This window comes from Nonomuraea sp. NPDC059194 (genome assembly GCF_042754765.1).
Taxonomy (GTDB): Bacteria; Actinomycetota; Actinomycetes; order Streptosporangiales; family Streptosporangiaceae; genus Nonomuraea.
Genome location: NZ_JBHZBH010000002.1, coordinates 257,357 through 281,650, shown reverse-complemented (window position 1 = coordinate 281,650; position 24,294 = coordinate 257,357). Strand labels below are relative to the sequence as shown.

Annotated in this window: 25 protein-coding genes and 1 riboswitch; of the genes, 18 read left to right on the top strand and 7 right to left on the bottom strand. The window is 70.5% G+C overall.

Translation table 11 applies throughout. From position 1 onward, the window contains the following. Window positions 1–79 precede the first annotated feature (79 nt). A complete protein-coding gene (locus tag ACFXJ8_RS04025; RefSeq protein ID WP_379642302.1) occupies window positions 80–1,249 on the top strand; it encodes a sensor histidine kinase in 1,170 nt (389 codons plus the stop codon). After that, window positions 1,237–1,896, top strand: coding sequence for a response regulator (locus ACFXJ8_RS04020; RefSeq protein ID WP_379642301.1), 660 nt, complete (start codon window positions 1,237–1,239; stop codon window positions 1,894–1,896). The genes ACFXJ8_RS04025 and ACFXJ8_RS04020 overlap by 13 nt, the downstream gene beginning before the upstream one ends. On the opposite strand, the gene ACFXJ8_RS04015 is transcribed toward ACFXJ8_RS04020, so the two are convergent. Then, a complete protein-coding gene (locus tag ACFXJ8_RS04015) occupies window positions 1,891–2,919 on the bottom strand; it encodes a phosphotransferase family protein (protein ID WP_379642300.1) in 1,029 nt (342 codons plus the stop codon). The two genes, ACFXJ8_RS04020 and ACFXJ8_RS04015, sit on opposite strands and share 6 nt — an antisense overlap. Window positions 2,920–3,085: 166 nt before the next feature. Between ACFXJ8_RS04015 and ACFXJ8_RS04010 the strand changes: the two genes are divergently transcribed. The 6 genes from ACFXJ8_RS04010 (at window position 3,086) to ACFXJ8_RS03985 (ending at window position 10,187) form a co-directional block, all read left to right on the top strand. Beyond that, a complete protein-coding gene (locus ACFXJ8_RS04010; protein ID WP_379642299.1) occupies window positions 3,086–4,363 on the top strand; it encodes an NYN domain-containing protein in 1,278 nt (425 codons plus the stop codon). Window positions 4,364–4,470: 107 nt separating this feature from the next. Next, complete coding sequence (locus ACFXJ8_RS04005) at window positions 4,471–5,421, top strand: NlpC/P60 family protein (RefSeq protein ID WP_379642298.1); 951 nt, start codon at window positions 4,471–4,473, stop codon at window positions 5,419–5,421. A 355-nt stretch (window positions 5,422–5,776) separates the two neighbouring features. After that, window positions 5,777–5,919: riboswitch (cyclic di-AMP (ydaO/yuaA leader) on the top strand. A 130-nt stretch (window positions 5,920–6,049) separates the two neighbouring features. Beyond that, window positions 6,050–6,481: a C40 family peptidase gene (locus ACFXJ8_RS04000; protein WP_379642297.1), complete on the top strand. Its 432-nt coding sequence runs from the start codon at window positions 6,050–6,052 to the stop codon at window positions 6,479–6,481. 70 nt (window positions 6,482–6,551) lie between these two features. Next, a complete protein-coding gene (locus ACFXJ8_RS03995; RefSeq protein WP_379642296.1) occupies window positions 6,552–7,535 on the top strand; it encodes a hypothetical protein in 984 nt (327 codons plus the stop codon). Next, complete coding sequence (locus tag ACFXJ8_RS03990; RefSeq protein ID WP_379642295.1) at window positions 7,532–8,764, top strand: M48 family metallopeptidase; 1,233 nt, start codon at window positions 7,532–7,534, stop codon at window positions 8,762–8,764. The genes ACFXJ8_RS03995 and ACFXJ8_RS03990 overlap by 4 nt, the downstream gene beginning before the upstream one ends. Before the next feature lie 334 nt (window positions 8,765–9,098). Next, window positions 9,099–10,187, top strand: coding sequence for a glycosyltransferase family 4 protein (locus tag ACFXJ8_RS03985; RefSeq protein ID WP_379642294.1), 1,089 nt, complete (start codon window positions 9,099–9,101; stop codon window positions 10,185–10,187). Window positions 10,188–10,800: 613 nt separating this feature from the next. Here the strand turns inward: ACFXJ8_RS03985 and ACFXJ8_RS03980 are convergent. From ACFXJ8_RS03980 to ACFXJ8_RS03970, 3 genes are read right to left on the bottom strand one after another with little or no spacing between them, the layout of a single operon-like run. Next, a complete protein-coding gene (locus ACFXJ8_RS03980; protein ID WP_379642293.1) occupies window positions 10,801–11,004 on the bottom strand; it encodes a hypothetical protein in 204 nt (67 codons plus the stop codon). Continuing rightward, window positions 11,001–11,795 carry a DUF4097 domain-containing protein gene (locus ACFXJ8_RS03975; protein WP_379642292.1) on the bottom strand — a complete coding sequence of 265 codons (795 nt, stop codon included), beginning with the start codon at window positions 11,793–11,795 and terminating at the stop codon, window positions 11,001–11,003. Before ACFXJ8_RS03975 ends, ACFXJ8_RS03980 begins: the two co-directional genes overlap by 4 nt. Before the next feature lie 54 nt (window positions 11,796–11,849). Then, complete coding sequence (locus tag ACFXJ8_RS03970; protein ID WP_379642291.1) at window positions 11,850–12,368, bottom strand: toxin-antitoxin system HicB family antitoxin; 519 nt, start codon at window positions 12,366–12,368, stop codon at window positions 11,850–11,852. A gap of 167 nt (window positions 12,369–12,535) precedes the next feature. Between ACFXJ8_RS03970 and ACFXJ8_RS03965 the strand changes: the two genes are divergently transcribed. From ACFXJ8_RS03965 to ACFXJ8_RS03955, 3 genes are read left to right on the top strand one after another with little or no spacing between them, the layout of a single operon-like run. Further along, window positions 12,536–13,141, top strand: a complete 606-nt coding sequence (locus tag ACFXJ8_RS03965) for a PadR family transcriptional regulator (RefSeq protein ID WP_379642290.1) — start codon at window positions 12,536–12,538, stop codon at window positions 13,139–13,141. Beyond that, window positions 13,128–14,327 carry an FAD-dependent oxidoreductase gene (locus ACFXJ8_RS03960; RefSeq protein WP_379642289.1) on the top strand — a complete coding sequence of 400 codons (1,200 nt, stop codon included), beginning with the start codon at window positions 13,128–13,130 and terminating at the stop codon, window positions 14,325–14,327. Before ACFXJ8_RS03965 ends, ACFXJ8_RS03960 begins: the two co-directional genes overlap by 14 nt. Before the next feature lie 34 nt (window positions 14,328–14,361). Continuing rightward, entirely contained in the window at window positions 14,362–15,399 is a 1,038-nt protein-coding gene (locus tag ACFXJ8_RS03955) for a serine hydrolase domain-containing protein (protein ID WP_379642288.1), read from the top strand. On the opposite strand, the gene ACFXJ8_RS03950 is transcribed toward ACFXJ8_RS03955, so the two are convergent. Next, window positions 15,396–17,150 (bottom strand): AMP-dependent synthetase/ligase, encoded by a 1,755-nt coding sequence (locus ACFXJ8_RS03950; protein WP_379642287.1) that lies wholly within the window; start codon window positions 17,148–17,150, stop codon window positions 15,396–15,398. The genes ACFXJ8_RS03955 and ACFXJ8_RS03950 overlap by 4 nt on opposite strands. Window positions 17,151–17,331: 181 nt before the next feature. Here ACFXJ8_RS03950 and ACFXJ8_RS03945 point away from each other — a divergent pair, with 181 nt between their 5' ends. From ACFXJ8_RS03945 to ACFXJ8_RS03915, 7 genes are read left to right on the top strand one after another with little or no spacing between them, the layout of a single operon-like run. After that, window positions 17,332–18,099 carry a metallophosphoesterase gene (locus ACFXJ8_RS03945; protein ID WP_379642286.1) on the top strand — a complete coding sequence of 256 codons (768 nt, stop codon included), beginning with the start codon at window positions 17,332–17,334 and terminating at the stop codon, window positions 18,097–18,099. 21 nt (window positions 18,100–18,120) lie between these two features. After that, window positions 18,121–18,558: an SRPBCC family protein gene (locus tag ACFXJ8_RS03940; protein ID WP_379642285.1), complete on the top strand. Its 438-nt coding sequence runs from the start codon at window positions 18,121–18,123 to the stop codon at window positions 18,556–18,558. After that, complete coding sequence (locus tag ACFXJ8_RS03935; protein WP_379642284.1) at window positions 18,555–19,718, top strand: ArsA family ATPase; 1,164 nt, start codon at window positions 18,555–18,557, stop codon at window positions 19,716–19,718. The genes ACFXJ8_RS03940 and ACFXJ8_RS03935 overlap by 4 nt, the downstream gene beginning before the upstream one ends. Then, the gene (locus ACFXJ8_RS03930; protein WP_379642283.1) at window positions 19,711–20,124 is read left to right on the top strand and encodes a hypothetical protein; all 414 of its coding nucleotides are present in this window, start codon (window positions 19,711–19,713) and stop codon (window positions 20,122–20,124) included. Before ACFXJ8_RS03935 ends, ACFXJ8_RS03930 begins: the two co-directional genes overlap by 8 nt. Before the next feature lie 29 nt (window positions 20,125–20,153). Continuing rightward, window positions 20,154–21,086 carry an ROK family glucokinase gene (locus ACFXJ8_RS03925; protein WP_379642282.1) on the top strand — a complete coding sequence of 311 codons (933 nt, stop codon included), beginning with the start codon at window positions 20,154–20,156 and terminating at the stop codon, window positions 21,084–21,086. Between the two features lie 9 nt (window positions 21,087–21,095). After that, window positions 21,096–21,788 carry an endonuclease/exonuclease/phosphatase family protein gene (locus tag ACFXJ8_RS03920; RefSeq protein ID WP_379642281.1) on the top strand — a complete coding sequence of 231 codons (693 nt, stop codon included), beginning with the start codon at window positions 21,096–21,098 and terminating at the stop codon, window positions 21,786–21,788. A 36-nt stretch (window positions 21,789–21,824) separates the two neighbouring features. Further along, a complete protein-coding gene (locus ACFXJ8_RS03915) occupies window positions 21,825–22,925 on the top strand; it encodes a hypothetical protein (RefSeq protein ID WP_379642280.1) in 1,101 nt (366 codons plus the stop codon). On the opposite strand, the gene ACFXJ8_RS03910 is transcribed toward ACFXJ8_RS03915, so the two are convergent. Both ACFXJ8_RS03910 and ACFXJ8_RS03905 read right to left on the bottom strand, forming a co-directional pair. Then, the gene (locus tag ACFXJ8_RS03910; protein ID WP_379642279.1) at window positions 22,918–23,367 is read right to left on the bottom strand and encodes a hypothetical protein; all 450 of its coding nucleotides are present in this window, start codon (window positions 23,365–23,367) and stop codon (window positions 22,918–22,920) included. The genes ACFXJ8_RS03915 and ACFXJ8_RS03910 overlap by 8 nt on opposite strands. A 42-nt stretch (window positions 23,368–23,409) precedes the next feature. Then, window positions 23,410–24,168, bottom strand: a complete 759-nt coding sequence (locus ACFXJ8_RS03905) for an alpha/beta hydrolase (protein ID WP_379642278.1) — start codon at window positions 24,166–24,168, stop codon at window positions 23,410–23,412. Between the last annotated feature and the right edge of the window lie 126 nt (window positions 24,169–24,294).

The window sequence follows — 24,294 nt, the reverse complement described above, 5'->3', positions numbered from 1 at the left end:
GGCGTCGGCCGGAGGTCGGCGACGGCATCGACTTTGGTCGCTGTCGCCGGGCCGAAGCAAGGCCATAACGTGGGACACCATGAACGTGGAGTACCGGTGGCTGCTGCCCTCGGTCCTGCTCGGCGATCCCGACGAGGGACGGCCGGTGCGCCGCTCGACGCGCGACTGGATCGTCGACATCCTCGCCTTCCTGATCGCGTGCGGGCTGGCGGTGCTGACGCTGCCCGACCTGGACAACCTGGCCAGGCCGTTGCGGATCGGCGAGCAGGTGCTCGGCGCGCTCGCCTGCGCGTCGGTGTGGCTGCGCCGCCGGTGGCCGGTCACGCTCGCGGTCGTGACGGCGGTACTGTCGGCCTTCTTCGTCATGGTGGGCGGGGCGGCGGCGGTGGCGTTGTTCACGGTCGCCGTGCACCGCCCCTTCAAGATCTCCGGCATCCTCTTCGGGCTCAACCTGGTCACGGTTCTGCCGTTTGCCTGGTGGCGTCCGGACGCCGCGCTCGGTCCCCTGTGGACGGCGGGCTTCGGGCTCATGATCGTGCTGGCGGTGTTCGGCTGGGGGATCGTGGTCAGGTCGAGGCGCCAGCTGGTCTACTCACTCAGGGAGCAGGCCACGGTGGCGGGGCGCGAGGCCAGGCGGCTCGAACGCGAGCGCATCGCCCGCGAGATGCACGACGTGCTCGCCCACCGGATCTCCATCCTCAGCCTCCACGCGGGCGCGCTGGAGTTCCGGCCCGACGCGCCGCCCGAGCAGATCGCCAAGGCGGCGGGGGCGATCAGGGAGAGCGCCCACCAGGCGCTGCAGGATCTGCGCGAGGTGATCGGCGTGCTGCGCCAGCCGGGCGAGCAGGGCGAGCTCCGGCCCGAGCGTCCGCAGCCTACGCTGGCCGACCTGCCGGGCCTGGTCGAGGAGTCGAGGGAGGCGGGCATGGAGGTGACGCTCCGGCTCGCGGCCGGTCAGGCGCCGGAGAGCCTCGGCCGTAACGCCTACCGGATCGTCCAGGAGGCGCTCACCAACGCCCGTAAGCACGCCCCGGGCGCTCCCGTGCGGGCGGAGGTCATGGGCGGGCCGCAAGAGGGGCTGACCATCACGGTGCGCAACAAGACCGGCTGGCCGTCCAGCATCCCCGGCACTGGCACGGGGCTGATCGGGCTGGCCGAGCGGGCCGAACTGGCGGGCGGACGGCTGGAGCACCGCCGTACCCCTGAGGGTGATTTCGTTCTGGAAGCATGGTTGCCGTGGCAGAAGTGAAGATCCGCGTGCTGCTCGTCGACGACGACGCGCTCGTCAGGGCGGGGCTGTCGATGATCCTCGGCGGCACCGACGACATCGAGGTGGTGGGGGAGGCCGCCGACGGCGACCAGGTGCCGAAACTGGTCGCCCTGCACCGGCCGGACCTGGTGCTCATGGACATCCGCATGCCGCGCGTCGACGGCCTGGCGGCGACCGAGGCGCTGCGCGCGACGACCGGCTCGCCCGAGGTCGTGGTGCTGACCACCTTCCACGCCGACGCCCAGGTGCTGCGGGCCCTGCGGGCGGGCGCGGCCGGGTTCCTGCTGAAGGACATCCCGCCCACCGACCTGGTCGCCGCGATCCGCAAGGTCGCGGCGGGGGAGCCGATCCTGTCGCCCGCCGTCACCAGGCAGCTCATCTCCCACGTGGCCGAGGGCGGCGCGGGCAGCCGCAGGGACAGGGCGCGAGAGCTGCTGTCGCGGCTGAGCGAGCGCGAACGCGAGGTGGCGGTCGCGGTCGGGCAGGGCAGGTCCAACGCCGAGATCGGCCGCGAGCTCTACATGAGCGTCGCGACCGTCAAGGCGCACGTCTCGCGCGTGCTGACCAAGCTCGACCTCAACAACAGGGTGCAGATCGCGCTGCTGGTCCACGACTCGGAGTCATGACAGCATCCGCTCCAGCAGGGCGCGGTGCAGCACCAGGTCGTCGGGATCGTCGGGCACGGGCTGCTCGCCGAAGTGGATACGGCGCTGCCAGACGCGGGCCATGACGATCCCGTGCCGCAGCGCCGCGTACACCTCGTGGAAGTCCATGTCCCGCGGCGGGTGGCCGGTCAGGTCCAGGTAGGTGGCGCAGACGTCGGCGCGGCGCATGAAGCCGGGCAGGCCCGGCAGCCCGAAGACCTCGGCCAGGTCCTGGAAGAACCGGTGCAGGAAGATCATCCAGGCCAGGTCGAGCTCGCGGGGCCCCACCGCCGCCATCTCCCAGTCGAGCACCGCCACGGGGGTGAAGTCGCGGTACATCACGTTGCCGATCCTGGCGTCGCCCCACGTCAGCACGTCGGGGCCGGGATCCTCAGGCCAGTGCTCCTCCAGCCAGTTGAAGGCGCGCTCCAGCAGCGGGATGCGCGTCGGCCCGCGCATCCACTCGTAGTAGGCGCGCTGCGCGTCGACGTGGGCCCGCAGCCCTCGCGCGCCGAGCGGCGCCAGCTCGGCGTCGCTGAACGCGGTGCCGTGCAGCCGGGCCGCGACGGCGACCGTGGCGTCCTGCAGCCGCCGCCGGTCGGCGGGCGCGGCCTCCAGCAACCAGCCCTCGAAGGTGTACGGCGGGACGTCGGGCGGCACCTGCCCCTCCTCCCGCTCCATCACGAAGAACGGCGTGCCGAGCGGCTCGGCCGACGGCTCGAAGCGCAGCGTCCTCGGCGCGAGAACCCCCGCCCGCTCCCTGGCCAGCCGCATGACCTCGAACTGTGTGCCGAGATCGTAGGTGGGGAAGACGGGCACCGCCTCCCGCGCGGGCGCCAGCCGGGCCACGCACCTGGTCGTTCCGGCGGTGAAGAACAGCGTCTCGCTGGACATCCCGTTGGCCGACGGACGCGACAGCTGGGAGACGTCGTCACCCAGCCAGGCGCTCAGCCGCTCGCGCAGGTCGTCGAGGTCCCTGGTGGAGGTACGCATCGGCTCTGTCACGCCCCTGTCGTACATCTCCAACCAAGCGCTTGTCCATATGTGAGTCACGACACGGACATGTGCGGGACAGCCTTACCCTTGGTGAGTAGCGCAATCGCGAAGGGTCATGAGAGGCAGTGGGATGAGCTCAGCCGGTGAAGGCCTGTCTCGTCCACTTCCTGAGCAGGTGAGGCTCAACGTGGTGGACCTGGCGGCGCAGCTGCTCGGCACGATGCCGGCCACCGCCGTCCCGCAACCGCTGCGCGGCATCGCCAAGTTCGACCCCCGTAAACGCGCCAAACTCGGTGGCGCGCCCATCGCCGCCCAGCTGGAGACCGACAAGAAGTTTCGCGAGGCCGTCGCCGAGTCGATCGAGAAGGGCTGGCCAGAGCTGATCGCTTCGCTGGCCGAGGGCAACGTGCCACCCGCCGCCGACCCCGTGCTGGTCGCGGCGGCAGCCTATCTGACCAGGCCACCCGGCTGGGCGGAAATGGTGGAGACGGCGCGCGCCGACCTCGAGAAGTCGGCCGTCGCCGCCGAGGGCTCGGCCCAGGAGGCGACGGTCGCCAGGCTGCGCGAGCAGCTGGCCACCCAGAAGACCGCCGCCAAGGAAGAGGCCGAAAAGCTGCGCGAGCAGCTCAGAGCGGCCCGGGCCGAGAACTCCGACCTGCGGCGCAAACTCCACGACGCCAGAGAACGGCTCAAGGCCGCCGACCGGCTCGCCGCCGACATGGCCCACGCGGCGGAGGAGGCCAAGCTGGCCGCGTCCACGGCCGGCAGCGCGGGCGAGTCGGAGCTGCGCCGGTTGAAGGAACGCCTGGCCGATGTCGAACGGCAGCTCGAAGCCTCCCGCAGGGCCGCCCGCGAGGGCCGCAGCGTCGAGGACTCCAGGATCAGGGTGCTGCTCGACGCGCTCCAGGACGCCTCCGCCGGGCTGCGCAGGGAGCTGGCCCTGCCCACCACGATCAGCCGGCCCGCCGACTCGGTGGCGGCCGTCACGCCGGGCGCGCCCACGGTGCGGGGCGTGCCCGCCAGAGCGCTGGCCGACGACGATCCGCAGCTGCTCGACCAGCTGATGGCGCTGCCGCAGGTGCACCTGATCATCGACGGCTACAACGTGACCAAGACGGGGTACGGCACGCTCACCCTCGCCGACCAGCGCAACCGGCTGATGACCGGCCTCGGCGGCCTGGTCGCGCAGACCAGGGTCGAGGTGACCGTGGTCTTCGACGGCGCGGAGCTCAACGCGCCGGTGCAGGTCGTGGCGCCGCGCGGGGTGCGGGTGATGTTCAGCGCGCCAGGCGAGATCGCCGACGACCTGATCCGCCAGCTCGTCAGGGCCGAGCCGCAGGGCAGGGCGATCGCGGTGGTCTCCTCCGACCGCGAGGTGGCCGAGTCGGTGCGCAGGATGGGCGCGCGGCCCGTGCAGTCGGCGCTGCTCCTGCGCCGTCTTGGCCGTGCCTAGGTCACAACTTGGGTGACATTTTGAGCCGGTAGGCAACGCTTCTGTACTATTTCGCCCCAGGCGTGATCACTGGGAGGCGTGTAGCTGTGAGGTTTGGCCGGGTACCGGTGGCTGTGGGTCTCTCGATCGGGGCTCTCCTCCTGCCTCTGGACGGCGCGGTCGCCGATCCCAAACCGACGATCGCGCAGGCGAAGGCCAAACTCGAAAAGCTCAACGACAAGGCCGACAAGGTCGTCGACAGGTACAACACCGCCACCGAGAAGTACAAGAAGGCGAAGAAGACCTTCACCGGTCTCAACACCAGGTACAAGACCAAGGTGGCCAAGGTGGCGGGCCTGCGGGCCGAGGTCGTCGGCATGGCCGTCAACGCCTACCAGGGCGTCGACATGACCGCCTGGACCTCGATGCTGGGCGACGCCGACCCCACGGCCACCCTCGGCAGCATGGCGCTCATCGACCAGATGACGGCCGAGCGCGCGCAGACCCTCGCGGTCTTCGACGACGAGAACCGCCAGCTCAAGGCCGACAAGGAGAAGGCCCAGGACGCGCTCACCGAGGCGGACAAGCTGCGCGACGAGGTCAAGTCGGAAAAGGACAAGGTCCTCGAGTTGATCGAGCAGCAGGAGAAGCTGCTGCGCAGGCTCGGCGCCTACAAGGTGGGCAACCCGAACAGCACCGGCATCAAGTACACGGGCTCGGCCTCCGGCAACGCGGCCTCCGTGCTCACCTTCGCCTACGCGCAGGTCGGCAAGCCGTACCAGTACGGCGGGACGGGCCCCGGCGGCTGGGACTGCTCCGGCCTGACCCAGGCCTCGTGGCGGGCGGGCGGCGTGTCGCTGCCGCGCACCACCTGGGAGCAGTGGGCGTGGGGCGCCAAGCGCAGGGTCTCCCTCGACGCGTTGCAGCCCGGCGACCTCATCTTCAGCGAGGGCCTCGGGCACGTGAGCATCTACGCGGGCGGCGGCAAGATCGTGCACGCGCCGCAGACGGGGGACGTGGTGAAGATCGTCCCCCTGTCCGCCTACGGCAGGCGACTCGTCGGCGCCATCCGCCCGTAGTGCCCTGGCTGACATCGACCGCTCTCGGTGCGAGGCCGAGGCCGTACCTACCCCTGTTACGGGTGTGACTTGAGTGACAGATGGGACCTGACAAGTCGCCATTTGTCCAAGTGTGAGTAGCGTCACTTTCGGATAACGGAGCGTTTCCTGGAGCAGCGGATCCCGTTCTGACAAGTATGGGTCGGTGATCTTGACAGCTTTACTTCGGCTTTGCCCGCCGTTGGCCGTTTGGGTACTTTCTCCCATCGCGGCGACCAAGCCATGGCGCCCGCAACGTTCACCGGCGCCAGGCGTGTCCGGTGAGCACGCATAAAGATCCGCTGGTCGCCGCGCCGAGTCCCCCCTCTGTCGTGCGCGGACCGACCTGCCGAGTCCGTGCGGCATGGAGCACGGAGCCGGGGACCCACGTTCCTGGGGTGAATCCGGCCTGAGGGCCGGAAGGGCGACTTCCACGCCCGAACCCGTCAGCTAACCCGGTAGGCATTCGTGGAAGTCCCAAGGAGACGTTCTGTCTACCCCCGTCAAGAAAACCCGTCTGTCCTGCCTTGCCCTGAGCGGCGTCGTGGCGGCGATGGGAGGAGTCGTCCTCCACGCACCCACGGCACAGGCGAGCGTGACCGTCAACGCGGTGAGCACCGTGAAGACGGCCGCGACGTCGACGTCCACGGCGAAGCGGCAGACCAGCACCGCTCGGCAGAAGGTGAAGGCCGCCAAGGCCGTCGCCGCGGCGAAAAAGCAGCTCGGTGACCCCTACCGCTTCGGCGGCACGGGCCCAGGCGCTTTCGACTGCTCAGGACTGGTCCAGTACGCCTGGGCCAAGGCCGGCATCAAGATCCCGCGCGTGACGTACAGCCAGTACGCGCGCATCAAGAGGAAGGTCACGTGGAGCAACCTCAAGCCAGGTGACCTGATGTTCTTCCGCGGGAAGGGCCACGTGGGCATGTTCGTCGGCAACGGCCGTATGATCCACTCGCCGAGCACTGGCAAGACCGTGCGGATCGAGAGGCTCAACGGCTGGCGCAAGGCCTCCTTCGCCGGCGCGGTCCGCCCCGGCGGCTGAGCCGGACGCCCGGAGCCCCGTCCACCCCCCTTGGACGGGGCTCCGGCGTGTTCGGGCTAGCATCGCAGCCGTGGTGACCCGCAGAACGCTGCTGGCGGCCGCGCTGGCCTGCCCGGCGATCTGCACGGTGGCGGGGTCGGCGGGCCGACGGCTGCCGCCCGAGGCCAGAGGGGTCTGGGAGTCAGGCGTCACCCTGGCGTACGGCCCGCGCTCGCTCGTCGTCGGCCACCACGCCGAGGCCGCCCTCCTGCGTGACCTGGCCTCCCGGGCCGATACGGCGGCGCTGACCGTCTCCACTGTGCTGCGGCGTGCCGTACGGCCGGTGGTGCTGGTGCCCCGGACCACCGCCGAGGCGGTCGCGCTCGCGGGCACCGGATCCGTCGATGGACTGGCCGCGCTGGCCTCGGCGGGGCGGGTGATCGTCCTGCCCGACGCGTTCGCGCGCCTGACGCCCGTCGGCCGCGACGTCGTCCTCGCCCACGAACTCACCCACGTGGCCGCAGCGGCAGGCGACGCCGCCCGCGCCCCCGAACTCACCCCCTTGGCCGCTGGGGACGCGCCACGCGTGGTGGCTGAGGCAGGCGACGCCGTACGCGCGCCCGAGCCCGCCCGAATCTCCGCCGGGGCAGGCGATGCCGTACGCGCGCCTGAGCTCACCCGAGTGGCCGGTGGCGTGGGAGGGCGGCCTGTGTGGCTGCGGGAGGGGCTCGCCGACTACGTCGGCTACCTGCGCTCGGGGCTCCCCACGCGGGTCGCGGCAGCCGAACTGGCCGCTGAGGCGCGCGCGGGACGGCTGCCCGCCGCGCTGCCCGCCGACGCCGACTTCGCGCCGGGCGCGCCCCGCCTCGCGCAGGTCTACCAGGAGGCGTGGCTGGCCAGCCGCCTGATCGCCATCCGGTACGGCACGCAGGCGCTCGTCGACCTCTACTATCGGGCTGCCGGAAAGGATCTCGGCCAGGCGCTCGCGTCGCTGGGCCTGTCGGTCCCCACGCTGACCGCGCACTGGCGGGAGTATGTCCGGAACGAGCTGACCGATATGGGGGAAAGCGGATGAGGCGGCTGGACCGGCAGGCGGGCATCGGGGGCATCGCGCTGGCGGTGCTCGGGGTGGCGATCCTCGCGGTCGTCGCGCTCACCACACCATGGGACCTCATGGCCGGCGCGCCCTCCGTGTCGCCCGACCCCGCACACGACTTCACCGCCGCCGAGATCGCCCGCTCCCGCGCCTTCGACGCGGCCACCAGCGTGCCCTCCTACCTGTCGCTCGGGTTGACCGTCTTCTTCGCGGGGCTGCTCGTGGCCACCCCCCTCGGCGCGCGCCTGGTCCGCAGGGTCAAGGGACCGTGGTGGCTGCGGGTCGTCCTCGGCGTCCTCGTGCTGACCGCCGTCGTCGAGGTGCTGCGCTGGCCGCTCGGCATGTGGTTCGAGACCGAGCTGCGCGACTTCGGGCTGTCCACCCAGAACTGGGGGAGCTGGACCGGCGACAGGCTGAAGTCGATCGGGGTGCGCGTCGCGCTGCTGTCCGTCATGGTGCTGGCGATCGTCGGCCTGGCCAGGCGTTTCAAGCGGTGGTGGATCCCGGCGGCCGTCGGCGCGTTCGTGCTGACGCTTGCCACCTCCTTCATCTACCCCGTCGTCTTCGAGCCGATCTTCAACGACTTCGCCCCGATGCCCGCAGGACAGCTGCGCACCGACCTGCTCGACCTGGCGAAGCGGGCCGACGTGCCCGTCGAGGACGTACTCGTCGCCGACGCCTCACGAAGGACCACCGCGCTCAACGCCTACGTGTCAGGGTTCGGCGCCACGCGCAGGATCGTCGTCTACGACACGCTGCTCGCCGCGCCGGAGAAGGAGGTGGAGCTGATCATCGCGCACGAGCTGGGGCACGCCAAGTACAACGACGTGCTCAACGGCACGCTCGTGGGCGGGCTCGGCGCGGCCTTCGGGGCGGTGCTGCTGTTCTGCCTGGCCCCGTTGTGGCGGCGGCCGCTCTCGGATCCGCTGGCGGTGGGGGCCATCATGGGCTTCCTCTCGCTGGCGACCGTGCTGTCCGGGCCCGCGCAGAACGTCGTCAGCCGTCACGTCGAGGCCAGAGCCGACCTGCACGCGCTCGACCTGACCAGGGACCCTGGGACGTTCATCGCCATGCAAAAGCGGCTTGCCGTTACCAACATTTCGGACTTGTCGCCTGATGCTGTGGAATATGTGCTCTATGCCTCGCACCCGACCGCACCCCAACGCATCGCCATGGCCCGCTCATGGGAGCTCATGAACGCCCCGTGAACCCGGCCCTTCCCGTGACCGGTGTTCGTCACGCGAGGGGGGTTCTCGGTCTCACGACCAGAGTTCGTCTCGAGCCTCTGCGCGAACGATGTTCGTTGTCCGAGCGGGGTTCGTGGTCGCGCCCGGCGTTCCTGCTACGACCGATGTTTTGTAGTGCGAGTGGCGTTCCTTCCACGACCAGTGTTCGTCGCGCGAGTGGCGTTCCTTCCACGACCAGTGTTCGACGCGCGAGCGGCGTTCTCCTCGCGAATGCTGTTCGTCGCCCGTGCAAGGCTCCCCTCGCGAACGGTGTTCGTCTTGGGGTCAGGGCCGCCCTCGCGAACGAGGTTCAGGTATGACCAGGGTCCTCATCGTCACGAACGACTTCCCGCCCCGGCCGGGCGGTATCCAGTCGTTCGTGCACGGGCTCGCCCTTCGCACCCCCTCGGTCCTGGTCTACGCCCCACGGTGGCGCGGATGCGAGGAGTTCGACCGGCGCCAGCCGTACCCGGTCGTCAGGCACCCCACCTCACTCATGCTTCCCGCACCGGCCGTGGCGCGGAGGGCGGCCAGGCTCGTGGCCGCCCACCGCGCCGACACCGTCGTGTTCGGGGCCGCCGCCCCTCTCGGCCTCCTCGCGCCCCGCCTGCGCGCGGCCGGAGCGCGCCGGATCGTCATGCTCACCCACGGGCACGAGTCCTCGCCGCTGTTCCGCCCGCTGATGCGGCGGATCGGCGCCCACGCCGACGTGGTCACCTACCTGGGGTCCTACACCCACGCCCGGCTCGCGGCGGTGGTGCCTCCCGCCAAGCTCGTACGGCTCACGCCAGGTGTCGACCCGTCCCTCTTCCATCCTTCGGTGGACGCCGCGAAACTACGACGGACGCTCGGACTACAGGACAGACCTGTCGTGGTGTGCGTGTCGAGGCTCGTGCCGCGCAAAGGACAGGACCAGCTGATCAGAGCATGGCCGCAGGTGCTGAGGGCCGTCCCCGCCGCGGTGCTGCTCATCGTGGGCGGCGGGCCCGACCGGCGGCGGTTGACCCGCATGGCGGCGCCCCTCGGCGGGTCGGTACGGTTCACCGGGATCGTGCCCCCTTCTCTGCTGCCCTCGTACTACGCGGTGGGCGACGTCTTCGCCATGCCGTGCAGGACACGGCTGGGCGGGATCGACGTCGAGGGATTGGGGATCGTGTTCCTGGAGGCCTCCGCCACCGGGCTTCCTGTCGTCGCGGGAGCGTCCGGCGGTGCTCCGGACGCGGTACGGCACGGCGAGACCGGACTCGTGGTGGACGGCAGGTCGGTGGACGAGGTGGCGGCAGCGCTCGTCGACCTGCTGGGCGACCCCGAGCGGGCACGGAAGATGGGGGAGCGGGGCAGGGAGTGGGTTTCCAGCGAATGGAACTGGGAGCACATCGCCACCCGCTTCCACACCCTCCTCTGACCCGGAGCGGTTGCACTGGTCCTTAGGGCGCCGGGGGACACTGGCGCCGACACTGGTGGCGTTGCTGTTCGGCTGGGGGTCGGCTGGGGTCCTCTGACAGGACATATCGGTTGTGGCCCGGCGTGGCACCACGAGTCCCTCAGGGCTGCCGGGGGTGGCCTCTGGGTCGACGACCGCGCGCGTAGTGGCTTAGGTCGGCCAGGCCAGCTGGAGCGCTCTGGACTTATCGGTTGCGGTCTGGTGGGGTGCCCCTGGTCCTTGGCGGCCGCTGGGGTGGCATCCGGTTTCGACGACCATGGGTGTGGCGGGCTGGTGGGTGGGGTGGCCGCTCGGTTGGGTCGGCCTGGAATCCTTCGGAGCATCCCGGAGGAGCGTTCAACCGACTGGACGATCCCGGAGGAGCGTTCAACCGACGTGGTGGCCGGCGAGTCGGCGCGGCATCCGAGGGCCTCAGCCGGATTCGATGGGGTTGGACCGGTGGGTGTGGTGAGTTGGTTGGGCTCGGGAAAGAGGTCGTTGCCGGTTACGGGAGGGGGTGCCGCCGTGAGTGGAAGTGGAGGCGTTCCTGAGTGGAAGTGGAGGCGTTGCGGGATATCGGGAAGGGGGTCGCGGGTTAACGCGAGGGGGAAGGGTTGATGCGGGTCGGGCGGGACGAGTCGATGGAGTCGGCCAGGCGGTGCAGGCGGACCGCCATCGCGTGACGGATCGTGGCGCGGTGGGACGCGCGGTACGGGTGGAGGGCGACCATGCGCTCAGCCTCCTCGACGCGGTCCCGGTGCACGGAGTGGGCGAGTAGGTAGCTCATCTGGTCGTTCATCGGGGTTCCTCCGCCCTGACGATGGAAATGTCGCCACTCAGCGTGCGCGCCCGCACCTCGACGGTGTCGACGCCCTCGGCCGGTTCTCCTGACTGGCGCAGCTCGGACTTCACCCGTCCCGACAGCGACGAGACCTCGAGCCAGGCCACCGACCCCGTTGCGATCGCGATCGTGATGTCGCCCGAGGCCGTCTCCGCGGACACCTTGCCGTGCCGGATGTTCTTGATGACGAGCTTTCCGGACGCGGTACGGCTGTCGACGTCGCGGCCCGCCTGGTCGATGCGAACGTCGCCGGAGGCGGTGACGACGGAGGTGTGGCCGTGGACCGTGCCGAGCCGTACCTTGCCCGAGGTGGCGTTGATGACCGCGTCGCCCTCGATGACGTCACTTCTGACGTCACCCGAGGCGGACTTGACGCCGAGGCTGCCCGCGTGTGCCACAGTGACGTCACCTGAGGCGCAGTTGACCTCGACCTCGCCCAACTGCCCCGTGGCCGTGACGTCGGTCGACGCCGTGATCGCACGCAGGTTGGAGCGGGTGGGCAGGTCGATGGTGACGTCGAGCGACGGGGTTCTTCTGAGCCGGGGCCGGTCAGGGGCCTTGATGGTGATCAGCCCGTCGGTGTGCTCGATGAGGACGGCCTGGGCGTATTCGACGTCGGTCTCGCTGGCGGGGTCGGCCGGCCGTACCTCGATATGGGTGTCATCGCGCTCGGTGGCGGTGACCCGCAGCCGGCCCGCTGGGAAGTCGACGTGGACGGAGACGGGGTCTGGTGTGGGAAAAGCGGGCATGACGGAACTCCATCGGTGTGCGGAGGTGTGAAGAAGAGACGAACGAACGAGCTGTCAGCTCACCCAGCCGCTGATCCGGCGGCCGATGGTGGGCGGCGGGGCGGGTGGCTGGGGCTCGGACACGGCGCCGGACAGCGCCCTGACCAGCCACGCGTTGACCGAGACGCCCGAGGTCGCGGCGGCCCGCTCGATGCGGGCCTTCAGCGCCTCGGGTAGCCGGAGCGTCATCCTGGCCGTGCCCTGGTCGGCGTCACCCGGCGGCTCGGGCGGACCGGGTGGCGGCGGCGCGGTGGGGGGCTGCGGAGCGCCGGGTGCGCCCGCGTGCCAGGCGTGCGGCATGGTGACCACGAACTCGGGCTGCCGGCCGCGGATTCGCACGTCGACGACGCCCGGCTCGATCTCTCTCGTCAGCTCGTCGGCGGCCTCGGATAGCACCTCGATCAGGGTGAGGCGCAGCGCCGAGTCGAGCAGCCCGGTGAGCCGGTCGGCCGTGGCGCGGGCCTCGGAGCCCGCCGCCTCGGCCGCGTCGCCGAACTCGCGGCGCAGGTTCTCGATGTACTGCGTCAGATCCATGACGTCATCATGGCATCAAGGTGACGTCATGGCAAGAGGGATGACGTCAAGCACTGCCGCACCAGTCGGACAAAAGGGGAGGCCCTGGCGCGACCCGGCCGCCGCCACAAAGATAGTTGACATCAACTAGCTGTAAATGGATAGTTGATATCAACTATGGAGGTGGAGTGGAGAACCGGCGCAAGGTGTCCAACCCGCTGGCCTTGGCGGTGCTGGCGTTCCTGCTGATGGAGCCGATGCATCCGTACGAGCTCGGGCGGCGGCTGCAGGAGACCGAGAAGGACCGCAGCTTCAAGTACAACAGGGGCTCGCTGTACATGGTGGTCAAGCAGCTGGCGAAGGCGGGCTTCATCGTCGAGCGGGAGACCGTCCGTGACACCGAGCGGCCGGAACGCACGCTCTACGCGCTCACCGACGAAGGGCGGCACGAGCTCTACGACTGGCTGGGCGAGCTGGTCGCCAGGCCGGTGGAGGAGTATCCGTACTTCGGCGTCGCGCTCTCGCTGCTCAGCGTCCTGAACCCGGCCGAGGCGGCCGACCTGCTGCGACGGCGCACGACCGCGCTCGAGGCGCAGACCCGCGAGATCGGCGAAAGCGTGCGGGCCGCCACCGACGGCGGCGTCGCGTGGGTCTTCCTCGTCGAGGAGGAGTACCGGCTCGCCGTCCTGGAGGCCGAGCTCCGCTTCGTCACCCGGCTCATCGAGTCGCTCCAGCAACCCGACTACATCAAGACATGGCACACGGTCTTCGGGAGTCAGCATGACAGCGGTTAGAACGGCACTGGTCATCGGCGGTGGCATCGCGGGCCCCGTGACCGCGATGGCGCTGCGCCGCGCGGGCGTCGAGGCGACCGTCTTCGAGGCCTACGCGGGCAGCGCGGACGGCATCGGCGGCACGCTCACCATCGCCCCCAACGGGCTCGACGCGTTACGGGCCGTCGGCGCCGACGACCCCGTCAGGGCCGTGGGGCAGCCCGTGGCGTACACGGTCATCAACGACGGCGCGGGCAGGCGGATCGGCGAGTTCCCCGGCCTGCGCGACCTCCAGCCCAGTCAGGCGATGTGGCGCTCGCAGCTCTACCGCGCGGTGCACGAGCACGCCCGCGCCTGCGGCGTCTCCTTCGAGTACGGCAGGCGCCTGGTCGCCGCCGACGAGAGTCCCACCGGCGTCACCGCCAGGTTCGCCGACGGGACGAGCGCCGACGCCGACATCCTCGTCGGCGCCGACGGCATCAACTCCGTCGTCCGCACGCTCATCGACCCCGCCGCGCCCGGTCCGCGCCACGTCCCGCTCCTCAACTTCGGCGGACTGGCCGACATCGCGCTCCCCGCCCGGGCCGACGCCACGTACTTCGTCTTCGGCAGGCACGGCTTCCTCGGCTACTGGGTGCAGCCCGACGGCAGGACCGCCTGGTTCGCCAACCTTCCCCACCGGACGCCGATGACCACGTCCCAGGCGCGGGAGGTGCCCGCGAGGGAGTGGCTGCGCAGGCTGCACGAGATCTACGCCCATGACGTGCCGGGCCCCGACCTGCTGCGGCACACCAGGGAGGAGGAGCTGGTCGCGCTCGGCTCGGTCGCGATCATGCCGAGCGTCCCGCGCTGGCACAGCGACAGGATGGTGCTGGTCGGCGACTCCGTGCACGCGCCGTCGCCCAGCTCGGGCCAGGGCGCGTCACTGGCGGCGGAGAGCGCGGTCCAGCTCGCCCGCTGCCTGCGCGACCTGCCCGACGCGCCCGCCGCCTTCTCCGCCTATGTACGGCTGCGCCGCGGCAGGGTCGAGAAGGTCGCGGCCCGGGCGGCCAGGACCAACAACAGCAAGGCGCTCGGGCCGTTCGCCATCACGATGATGCGGATGATGATGCCGGTGGCGATGCGCACCTTCCTCAGGCCGGAGCGCGCGCTCGGCGTCGAGCAACGTCACCACGTGCGGTGGGACGCTCCGGTCGGCGCGCTGTAAGCATCCTGAAGGCGGTGGGCGCTATCCCTGGGGAATGATGCATGCCAGGCGCTTCGTGACGCTCGCCCTCACCGCGGCGATGGCGATCGGGATGTCCCCGGCCGCCCCCGCCGTCGCCCAGCGGTCCACCGTCCAGGACCGCGTCAACGCCGCTCTCAGCCGGTGGATGTCCGCCAACGGGGTCGCCAACGCCGGTCTCGCGGTGATGCGCGACAACGCGCTCGTCGGTTCCTACGGCTACAACGAGATGTCGGCGGAGACGCCCGCTCCCGTCGCCTCACTGTCGAAGGCGATCACCGGCGTGTGCGTCATGTCGCTCGTCGACGACGGCAGGCTCCGCTTCAACACGCCGCTCCGCTCGCTGCCGCCCAGCTTCCGGAGGATGACCGGACGGTGGTCGAGCAGGGCGGTCGGCGACATCACCATCGAGCAGCTGCTCCGGCACACCAGCCGGATCACCGTCGATCCGTCCCAGGCAGGACTGGCCGGGATCCCCAACGCCGCCTCCTCCGACAGGAGGCTCGTCCGCCTCGCGCTGCGGCAGCCGCTCAGCACCATGCCGAGGAGCGAGGTCTACAACAACATGAACTACGCGATCCTCGGGCTCGTCATCCAGTCGGTCACCCGCGAGCCGTACGAGTCCTACTGCCGGCGGATGGCGCTGGCTCCGCGCGGCGCGGCCCAGGCGAGGATCGGCGCGGGCATCCGCGCCATGGGCGCGTTCGGCGGCTGGGAGCTGTCGGCGGTCGACTACGCGATGTTCGCGCGCGCCTACGACCCCCGCGCCCGCCTGCTGAGCCCCGCGGCCCACAGGTTCATCGACGCGCGCGCCAACTCGCGCAAGCCGACCGCGTCGCTGGGGATGTTCGTGGTGCGTACGGCATCGGGCCGCAACCTCTTCCATCACGGCAGCTGGGGATCGTCGGCGACCACCCCGCGGCAGTTCAGCTCCTTCTTCGCGATGTGGGACAACGGGATCTCGGTGGTCGTCACCTACGACAGGAACCTGACCGACGCCGCGCGCAACGCGCTGGACAACACCCTGCGCGAGGCGGCCTACAGCAGGAGCTAGGTGGCGTACAGGCCGTCGATGTCGGCGGCGAAGTCGCGCATCACCAGGTTCCGCTTGACCTTGAGGGTCGGCGTCAGGTGCCCGCTCTCCTCCGTCAGGTCCACGTCCAGGATGACGAACTTCTTGATCTGCTCCGCCCTGGACACACTCGCGTTGGCCGTGTCGACCGCCGACTGCACCTCCGCCAGCACCGCCGTGTCCTGCCTGGCCTCCTTGACCGACAGCCCGCGCTGCGCCAGCGCCTCGGGGTCCAGCGTGATCAGGGCGGCGGCGAACGGCCGCCCGTCACCGACGATCATGGCCTGGGAGATCAGCGGGTGCGACCTGATCGCGTCCTCCAGCGGCGCCGGCGCGATGTTCTTGCCCGCCGCCGTCACCAGGATCTCCTTCTTGCGCCCGGTGATCCGCACGTATCCGTCGCCGTCGAGCTCGCCGACGTCGCCCGTGTGGTACCAGCCGTCGGCGTCGATGGCGCCCGCGGTGGCCTCGTCGTTGTTCCAGTAGCCGTGGAAGACGTGGCGGCCCCTGGTGAGGATCTCGCCGTCCTCGTCGATCTTGACGCTCGCGCCGGGGATCGGTTTGCCGACGGTGCCGATCTTGTTGGCGCCCGGCATGTTGACCGAGACGGGGGCGGTGGTCTCGGTCAGGCCGTACCCCTCGAACACCTCGATGCCGACGCCGGTGAAGAAGTGGCCGAGCCGCTCGCCGAGCGCGCCGCCGCCGGAGACGGCGGCGGACAGGCGGCCGCCGGTGGCCTGGCGCAGCTTGCCGTACACGAGCTTGTCGAAGAGCTTGTGCCGCAACCGGAGGCCGAGCGGCGCGCCCCCGGCGGCCTGGGCCTTGCTGTAGGCGATGGCGACGTCGGCGGCGCGGGCGAAGATCTTGCCCTTGCCGCCCGCGATGGCCTTCTGCTCGGCGCCGTTGTAGACCTTCTCGAACACCCTGGGCACGCCGAGCAGGAACGTGGGCTGGAAGGCGGCCAGGTCGGGCGCGACGTTCTTCATGTTCGGCGTGTGGGCCAGGACGGTGCCCGTCTCGACGAGCACGATCTGGATCACCCTGGCGAACACGTGCGCCAGCGGCAGGAACAGCAGCGCGGCCCTGCCCGGCACCTCGAACAGCTGCTCCAGCGGACCACGGGCCACGTTGATCGAGGTGAAGATCAGGTTGTCGTGGGTGAGCCGGCAGCCCTTCGGCCTGCCCGTGGTGCCTGAGGTGTAGATGATCGTCGCCAGGTCCGCGCCATGCCGGGAGGTACGGCGGGCCTCGAGCGTCTCGTCGGAGACGTCGGGCCCGGTGAGGGAGGCGATCTCCTCCACCCGCCAGACGTTCGCGAGCGAGGGCTGCGCCGCCCTGACGGTCTCCTCGTGGGTGTCGAGTTCGACGAAGGCGGCCTTGGCGCCGCTGTCGGACAGGATCCACGCGACCTGGTCGGTGGAGGAGGTCTCGTAGACCGGCACGCTGACCGCGCCCGCCGCCCAGATGGCGTAGTCGATGACGGTCCACTCGTAGCGCGTGCGCGACATCAACGCGATGCGGTCGCCCGGCTCGATCCCCGCCGCGATGAGGCCCTTGGCCAGCGCGGCGACCTCGTCACGGAACTCGCGAGCGGTGACGGCGGGCCAGCTGTCGCCGGCCTTCTTGCGCATCACGACCGCCCCGGGCTCCTGCTCGCCTCGCCGGAAGACCGTGTCGGTGCAGTTGGCGGTTAGCGGGACATCCACCAGGACGGGGACGCTGTACTCGCGCACGGATCACTCCTCCGGGTGCACGCTGATGGGACGAGCAGGGACGCTACCGCGTTAAGTTACGCGTGGGTAGCCTCGTCACATAGGCGTTATCTAGGGCGTTCATCACGCTAGCAGCCGGATGGCGCTGCGCCGCACGAGCCACGAGGCCCCACGGTTAGGGTGCGCGGTTAGGGTGTGCCGTATGCGGGTGCATGTCGTGAGCGATGTCCACGGAAGCGTCGACGCGCTGGCCCGCGCGGGCGACGGCGCCGACGCGCTGATCTGCCTGGGCGACCTGATCTTGTTCATCGACTACGACGACCACGCGCAGGGCATCTTCCCCGACCTGTTCGGGGCGGAGAACGCGGCCGAGTTCATCGCGCTGCGCACCGCCAAGCGCTTCGACGAGGCCAGGCGGCTGTCGGCGCGGCTGTGGGCGGGGCTCGGCGGCGATCCGCGCGACCACATCGAGCCGATCGTCAGGGAGCAGTACGCGCGGTTGTTCGAGGCCATGCCGACGCCCGCCTACCTCACCTACGGCAACGTCGACCTGCCCAGGCTGTGGGGCGACTACCTCAAGCCAGGGCTCCAGGTGCTCGACGGGCAGACCACGGAGATCGGCGGGCTCAGGTTCGGGTTCGTCGGGGGAGGGCTGCGCACGCCCTACCGCACGCCGTACGAGATCAGCGACGAGGAGTTCGCCGCGAAGGTGGAGGCGGTCGGCGAGGTCGACGTCCTGTGCTGCCACATCCCTCCCGCGGTGCCCGAGCTGCTGTACGACGTGGTCGCCAGGCGCTACGAGCGGGGCAGCGAGGCGACGCTGGCGGCGATCAGGCGGACCCAGCCCCGATACGCGCTCTTCGGCCACGTGCACCAGCCGCTCTACGCGCGTACCAGGATCGGCAGGACCGAATGCGTGAACGTCGGTCATTTCCGTGGAAAGGGCGTCCCGTACGTCCTCGAATGGTGACCCGACCGGTACCGTTGTCGCATGGCTGATCGCACCACGTCGAGCATCACCATCGACGCCGACCGCACCCGCGTGATGACCGTCGTCGCCGACTTCCCCGCCTACCCCGAATGGGCCGGCCAGGTGAAGTCCGCCGAGGTTCTGACGACCAACGGCGAAGGCCGCCCGCAGACCGTGCGCTTCGTGCTCGACGCGGGGGTGATCAGCGACACCTACACCCTCGGCTACGAATGGTCCGACGACCAGAGCGTCAGCTGGCAGGTCGTCGAGTCGGGCACGATGGTGCGCGAGCTGAAGGGCAGCTACACCCTGGCCGATCGGGGCGGCGCCACCGAGGTGACCTACGAGCTGGCGGTCGACCTGAAGGTCCCGATGATCGGCATGATCAAGCGCAAGGCCGAGAAGGTCATCGTCGACACGGCGCTCAAGGGCCTGAAGAAGCGCGTCGAAGGCCGATGAGGGTTCTGCTCTTCACCGGTAAGGGCGGCGTCGGGAAGACCACGGTGGCGGCGGCCACGGCGACGCTGGCCGCCAGGCGCGGGCTGAAGACGCTGGTCGTCTCCACCGACACCGCGCACTCGCTGGCCGACGCGCTCGACGTCAGCGTGGGCGACCAGCCCGTGGAGATCGAGCCCGGCCTCCACCTCCACCAGGTCGACACCCAGAAGTCGCTCGAACGCCACTGGGGAGAGCTGCAGGACTACGCCAGGGGCCTGTTCGCCGAGCTCGGCCTCGACGAGATCACCTCCGAGGAGGTCACCGTCCTGCCGGGCGCCGAGGAGGTCATCGCGCTGCTGGAGCTGCGCGAGCAGGCCAGGTCGGGCCGCTGGGACGTGGTCGTCGTCGACTGCGCGCCGACCGCCGAGACGCTGCGCCTGCTGGCGCTGCCTGAGGCGCTCGACTGGCACGTCTCCCGCCTGCTGCCCGTGGGGCGCAGGCTGATGAAGGTCGTGGCCCCGTTCGTGCGCGGCCTGGCCCACGTCAGCACCCCCGGCGACGAGGTCGTGAGCGCGGGCGAGCGGTTCCACCGTGGCCTCATGGAGGTGCGTGAGCTGCTCACGGGCGCATCCGCCTCCGTCAGGCTGGTGATGACGCCGGAGTCGGTGGTGCTCGCCGAGGCCAGGCGCACGCTCACCTCCCTCAACCTGTACGGCTACCGCGTCGACGCCGTGATCGCCAACCGCGTCTTCCCCGCCGACGACGCCGACGCCTGGCGCTCGCAGTGGGTGCGGGCGCAGTCCAAGCTGCTGGCCGAGGCCGAGGAGTCGTTCGCGCCGCTGCCCGTCCACGTCGTCCCCTACCTTCCCGGCGAGCCCGTCGGCGTCGACGCCCTGGCCGAGGTGGGCGAGGGCCTGTACGCCGGTAGCGATCCGTTCGCCGACCCCGCCGTCGAGCCGCCGCTGATCTTCGACGGGCACGAGCTGTCCCTGGCCCTGCCGGGAGCCGACAGGGCCGAGGTCGACCTGGCCCGCAAGGGCGACGAGCTGATCGTCACGGCAGGGCCGTACCGCAGGATCCTGGCCCTGCCCACGGCGCTGGCCCGCAGGAAGGTCAGCGGCGCGGTGCTCCGCGAGGGCCGCCTCCGGGTACGGTTCGTGGCAGGAGGGCGAGATGACTGAGAGCAACGACAGAGACCCCATCAGGACGGACCCCATCGGCACGGTCGCCGACGAGGCGCGCAAGCTGTTCGACGCGCTGCAGGGGCGCGCGACCCGCCAGGTGGGCAAGACGGTGATCAATTCGTTCACCGGCGGCGGTGGCGGCCGTGAGCGTGACAAGGACGTGTGGGGCGAGGCCGTCTCCGAACACCCCGAAGGCGAGTACATCTGCCGCGCGTGCCCGGTCTGCAGGGCCATCGCCGCGCAGAAGGAGTCGGGGTCCGACGTGACCGGGCACCTGATGGCCGCAGGCGGAGAGCTGTTCGCCGCCTTCCGCCAGGCGCTCGACGCGCTGAGCCGTCCGAGCTCCCCCCGAAGGCCCCGCGAGGAGCGGCACGAGGACGTGGAGCACATCGACCTGGGCTGAGGAGCCCCGGGTAGAAAGGTTGGACGGACATGCTGACCATCGGCGTGGACATCGGCGGGACGAAGGTCGCCGCCGGAGTGGTGGACGAGCACGGCGCCATCCTCGCGAACGCGCTGCGGCCCACCCCGGCCGACCGGCCCGACCTGGTGGCCGAGACAGTCGCCGACGTGGTCAGGGAGCTGGCCAAGGGCAAGGAGATCGAGGCGGTCGGCGTCGGCGCGGCCGGATTCGTCGACGAGACCCGCTCGATCGTCCGCTTCGCGCCCAACCTGGCCTGGCGCGAGGAGCCACTCCAGAAGAAGATCACCGAGCTGATCGGGCTGCCCGTCGTCGTGGAGAACGACGCCAACGCCATGGCATGGGCCGAGGCCCGCTTCGGCGCGGGCAGAGGCGAGAGCCACATCGTCTGCATCACCGTCGGCACCGGCATCGGCGGCGGCATCGTCATCGACGGCCAGCTCTACCGCGGCCGCTGGGGCATGGGCGCCGAGCTCGGCCACATGCAGGTGGTGCCCGAGGGCAGGCTGTGCGGGTGCGGCAACCTCGGCTGCTGGGAGCAGTACGCCAGCGGCAACGCGCTCGTCCGCCAGACCCGCGAGATCGCCGCCGACCAGCCCGAGCGGGCCGGCATCCTGCTGGGCCTGGCAGGCGGCACGATCGAGGGCGAGGAGGTCACCGAGGCCGCCAGGCAGGGCGACGAGGCCTCGCTGGCCGCCTTCACCGCCATAGCCGACTGGCTGGCCCAGGGCATGGCCGACCTGGCCGCCGTGCTCGACCCCGGGCGCTTCATCATCGGCGGCGGCGTGTCGAGGGCGGCCGACCTGTTCATCGACAGGACCCGCGAGACGTTCGGCCGCGTGCTGACCGGCCGGGGCCACCGGCCCGTCGCCGAGATCAGGCTCGCCGAACTCGGCGCGTCCGCGGGCCTCGTAGGCGCTGCGGATCTGGCGCGCAGGCGTTAAATTCGCCATGTGACCATCACGGTCGGCACCTACAACGTGCGCGGCATGAAGGACGACGTCGCCGCGCTTGCCAGGGTCATCAGGGCGATGAGTCCCGACGTGTTGTGCGTGCAGGAGGCGCCGCGGCTGCTGTGCTGGCGGCGCCGGCGCATGGAGCTGGCCGAGTCGGCGGGCCTGCGGGTGGCCGCGGGCGGCAGGCTCGGCGGCGTCGCCATCCTCCTGGCTCCCAAGGTACGGCTGCTGCACACCGAGAGCCGCGTCTTAAAGATCTTCATAGGTTTGGAGATCAGGGCGGTGGCCATCGCGGTCGTCGAGGTCGAAGGCGCGCGCTTCGCCGTCGGCTCGATCCATCTCGATCTCGACGAGGCCGCCAGGCTCCATCACGCCACCGAGGCCGTCGCGATGATCGAGCAGGTCGCGGCCAGGTTCGACGCGGCGATCGTGCTGGCGGGCGACATCAACGAGCAGGACGACAAGACCACCTGGCGCTACATCGCGGCCAGGCTGAGCGACTGCTATCCGCTGGCGCCGCGAGGTAATGGATTGACCTTCAGGGCCAGCCGCCCCGACCGGCGCATCGACGCGATCTTCGCTGCTCAGGGGCTGCAGGTGGCCTGGTGCGGCGGCGTGGAAGCCGATGCCGCCGACCTCGTCGCGGCCACCGATCACCTTCCCGTGGTCGCCAGGCTTGTGCGGGGCTAGGCGGCGCGGCCTCACCGCTGGCCGTACCATTTGGTCATGACCCGTCGCCTTCGGCGGCGTGCGCTGTTCCTGTGCGTGGCAACCATCGTCTCCGGCCTGCCCGTCGTGAGCGCCGCGCACGCCGAGCCAGCCCGCACGCCGATCGAGGCGTGGCAGCGCTCGACGCGCGTGAGTCTCAGCGCCGACAGCTCCCTCACCGACGTCGACGCCGTCTCCGCCAACGAGGTGTGGGCGGTCGGCCAGCAGCAGATCTGGGACGTGTGGGAGAACCGCGGCGCCATCGGCAGGTGGAACGGCAGCTCGTGGAGCGAGGTGCCGGTTCGCGAGGCGACGGGCGCGGGGCCGCTGCGCAGCGTGTCGGCGGTCTCGTCCGGCCAGGTGTGGGCGGTGGGCGACGGTCACGACGGCCTGCCGTTCCTCGGCAGGGGTGACGCCTCCGGCTTCGACAGGGTCAGAGTGCCCGGCATGCGGGCGGGCGACTGGTTCGGCGGCATCGACGCGCGGGCGGGCAAGGTCGTCGTCGCGGGCAGCCGCGACGGCGAGGCGCTGCTGCTGACCGGGCAGGGCGGCAAGTGGAGTTTCCACCCGATCGACAAGAAGGGCGCTCTCTACGCGGTCGACGGCTCCTTCGCGGTCGGTAACACCGGCGACCGCCCGCTGATCATGCGGTACGCCGAGGGCGAGTGGACCTCGATGCCGCTGCCCTCGATCCCCGGCGGCTACCTGCGCGACGTCTACGTCGACAGCGCCAAGAAGGCGGTGGCGGTCGGCGGCGTCTACGGCGAGCTCGGCGTGTCCGAGCCGCTCGCGCTCGTCTGGAACGGCAAGCGGTGGGCCCGCGCCGACCTGCCGAAGTCACGCGCCAGGCTCTACGGTGTGACGGGCGACGGCAAGGGCCGCTTCTGGGTCTCCGGTTACGACCCCGACCACGACGGCGAGGCGTTCCTGCTGCGCCACGAGAAGAAGCGGTGGGAGGTCATCCGCGGCGGCCCCGAGAAGGACAGGGGCAGCGTCAGGCTGCAGGCCGTGACCTACCTGCCGGGCAAGGGCGGCGTCTGGGCCGTCGGCCACGTCGTCGACGCGGCCGAACGCTACAGCGACATCGTGGAGTCGTTCGGCCGCTCGTCGGCTAAATGACCGCGCCGTCGTCCCAGCCCGAGTCGTTGGGCGGGCCGTCGCCCATGCGCACCACGAGCGCGACGAAGCCGCCGATGAAGGCCGCCACGGCGGTGAACAGCGCCCAGCCCTGCATGTCCCAGCCGCTCATGGCGGCCACCAGCAGGTAGGCGGGACCGCCGAACAGCGCCACCCACGCCACCTTGGTGGCCAGGTCGAGCTTGGGCAGCGGAGGGGGCGGCTCGGGCACGAAATGGCCCTCGTCGTCCTCCTCCTGGTCGAGCGGGCTCTCGTCGTCGTCCTCGGGCTCGGAGGCCTTGATCACCCGGCGGGTGGGCTCGGGCTCATGGTCGGCGGGGGACAGGTTTTCACTGTCGGGCCACGGCTGCTCGGCCGAGTCGGGTTCGTTGTAGGACGCGACGATCTGACGCCAGACCTCGTCCTCGTCACTCTGTGGCGTCACGTCACATCCTTCACGAAGATCGCACATTCCCCCTGGCGGCGATCAGTCTCTCTGCAAGGGTACCGAGGCATGTCTCCTGATGAAGTCCAGGCTCCCGGCAAAGATCCTGTCGGCATCGTTGTCCAGAGTCGCAACATGGTAGCTATCGGGGAGCTCCTCCACCGTCACTCCGGCGACCCGCTCGCGCAGGATCGCCACGCTTGTCGGTTTGACCACATGGTCGTCCGGGCTGTGGAAGACCAGGACCGGCGCGGCGAGCGCGCCGAGGTCGGCCTGAACCAGCGACCACAGCCACGGCAGCGACGCCGCCGCCTTGACGGGGGTTCGCGCGTAGGCGAGCTCGACCGCCCCCTGCTTCTTGATGTCGCCCGCCACGCCGGGAACCGACTTGACGAACCACTTCAGCACCGGCGCCAGGCGCAGCAGCGGGACGTCGTTGGCGATCGAGGGGTTGACCACGATTACGCCCTTGACGCCCTCACCGTGCACCTCGGCCAGCCTTAAGGCCATGCAGCCGCCCAGCGAGAGACCGCCCACGAACACCTCCTCGCACCTGCCGCGCAGGTCCTCGAAGGCCTTCTCCAGCTCGGCGTACCAGTCCTCCCAGCGGGTGTGGCTCATCTCCTGCCACGTGGTGCCGTGTCCCGGCAGCCTGGGCAGGGCCACGCTGAGGCCGCGCGCCGCGAGATACTCCCCCCACGGGCGCAACGACTGAGGCGTGCCGGTGAAGCCGTGACACAGCAACACACCGACCTGTCCGGCCTCGTGGTGGTACGGCTCGGCACCTGGCATGACCGGCATAACCGCTCCTCGCCGGGAAATCATCCCTGCACAACACCTGCTGATGGATCCCCGATTTGCCCGATCGTCGCATGATATGGGGGAGTTGCGCGAGTAGTGGTGTAGGAGCTTCGCCCCCGAGATGCG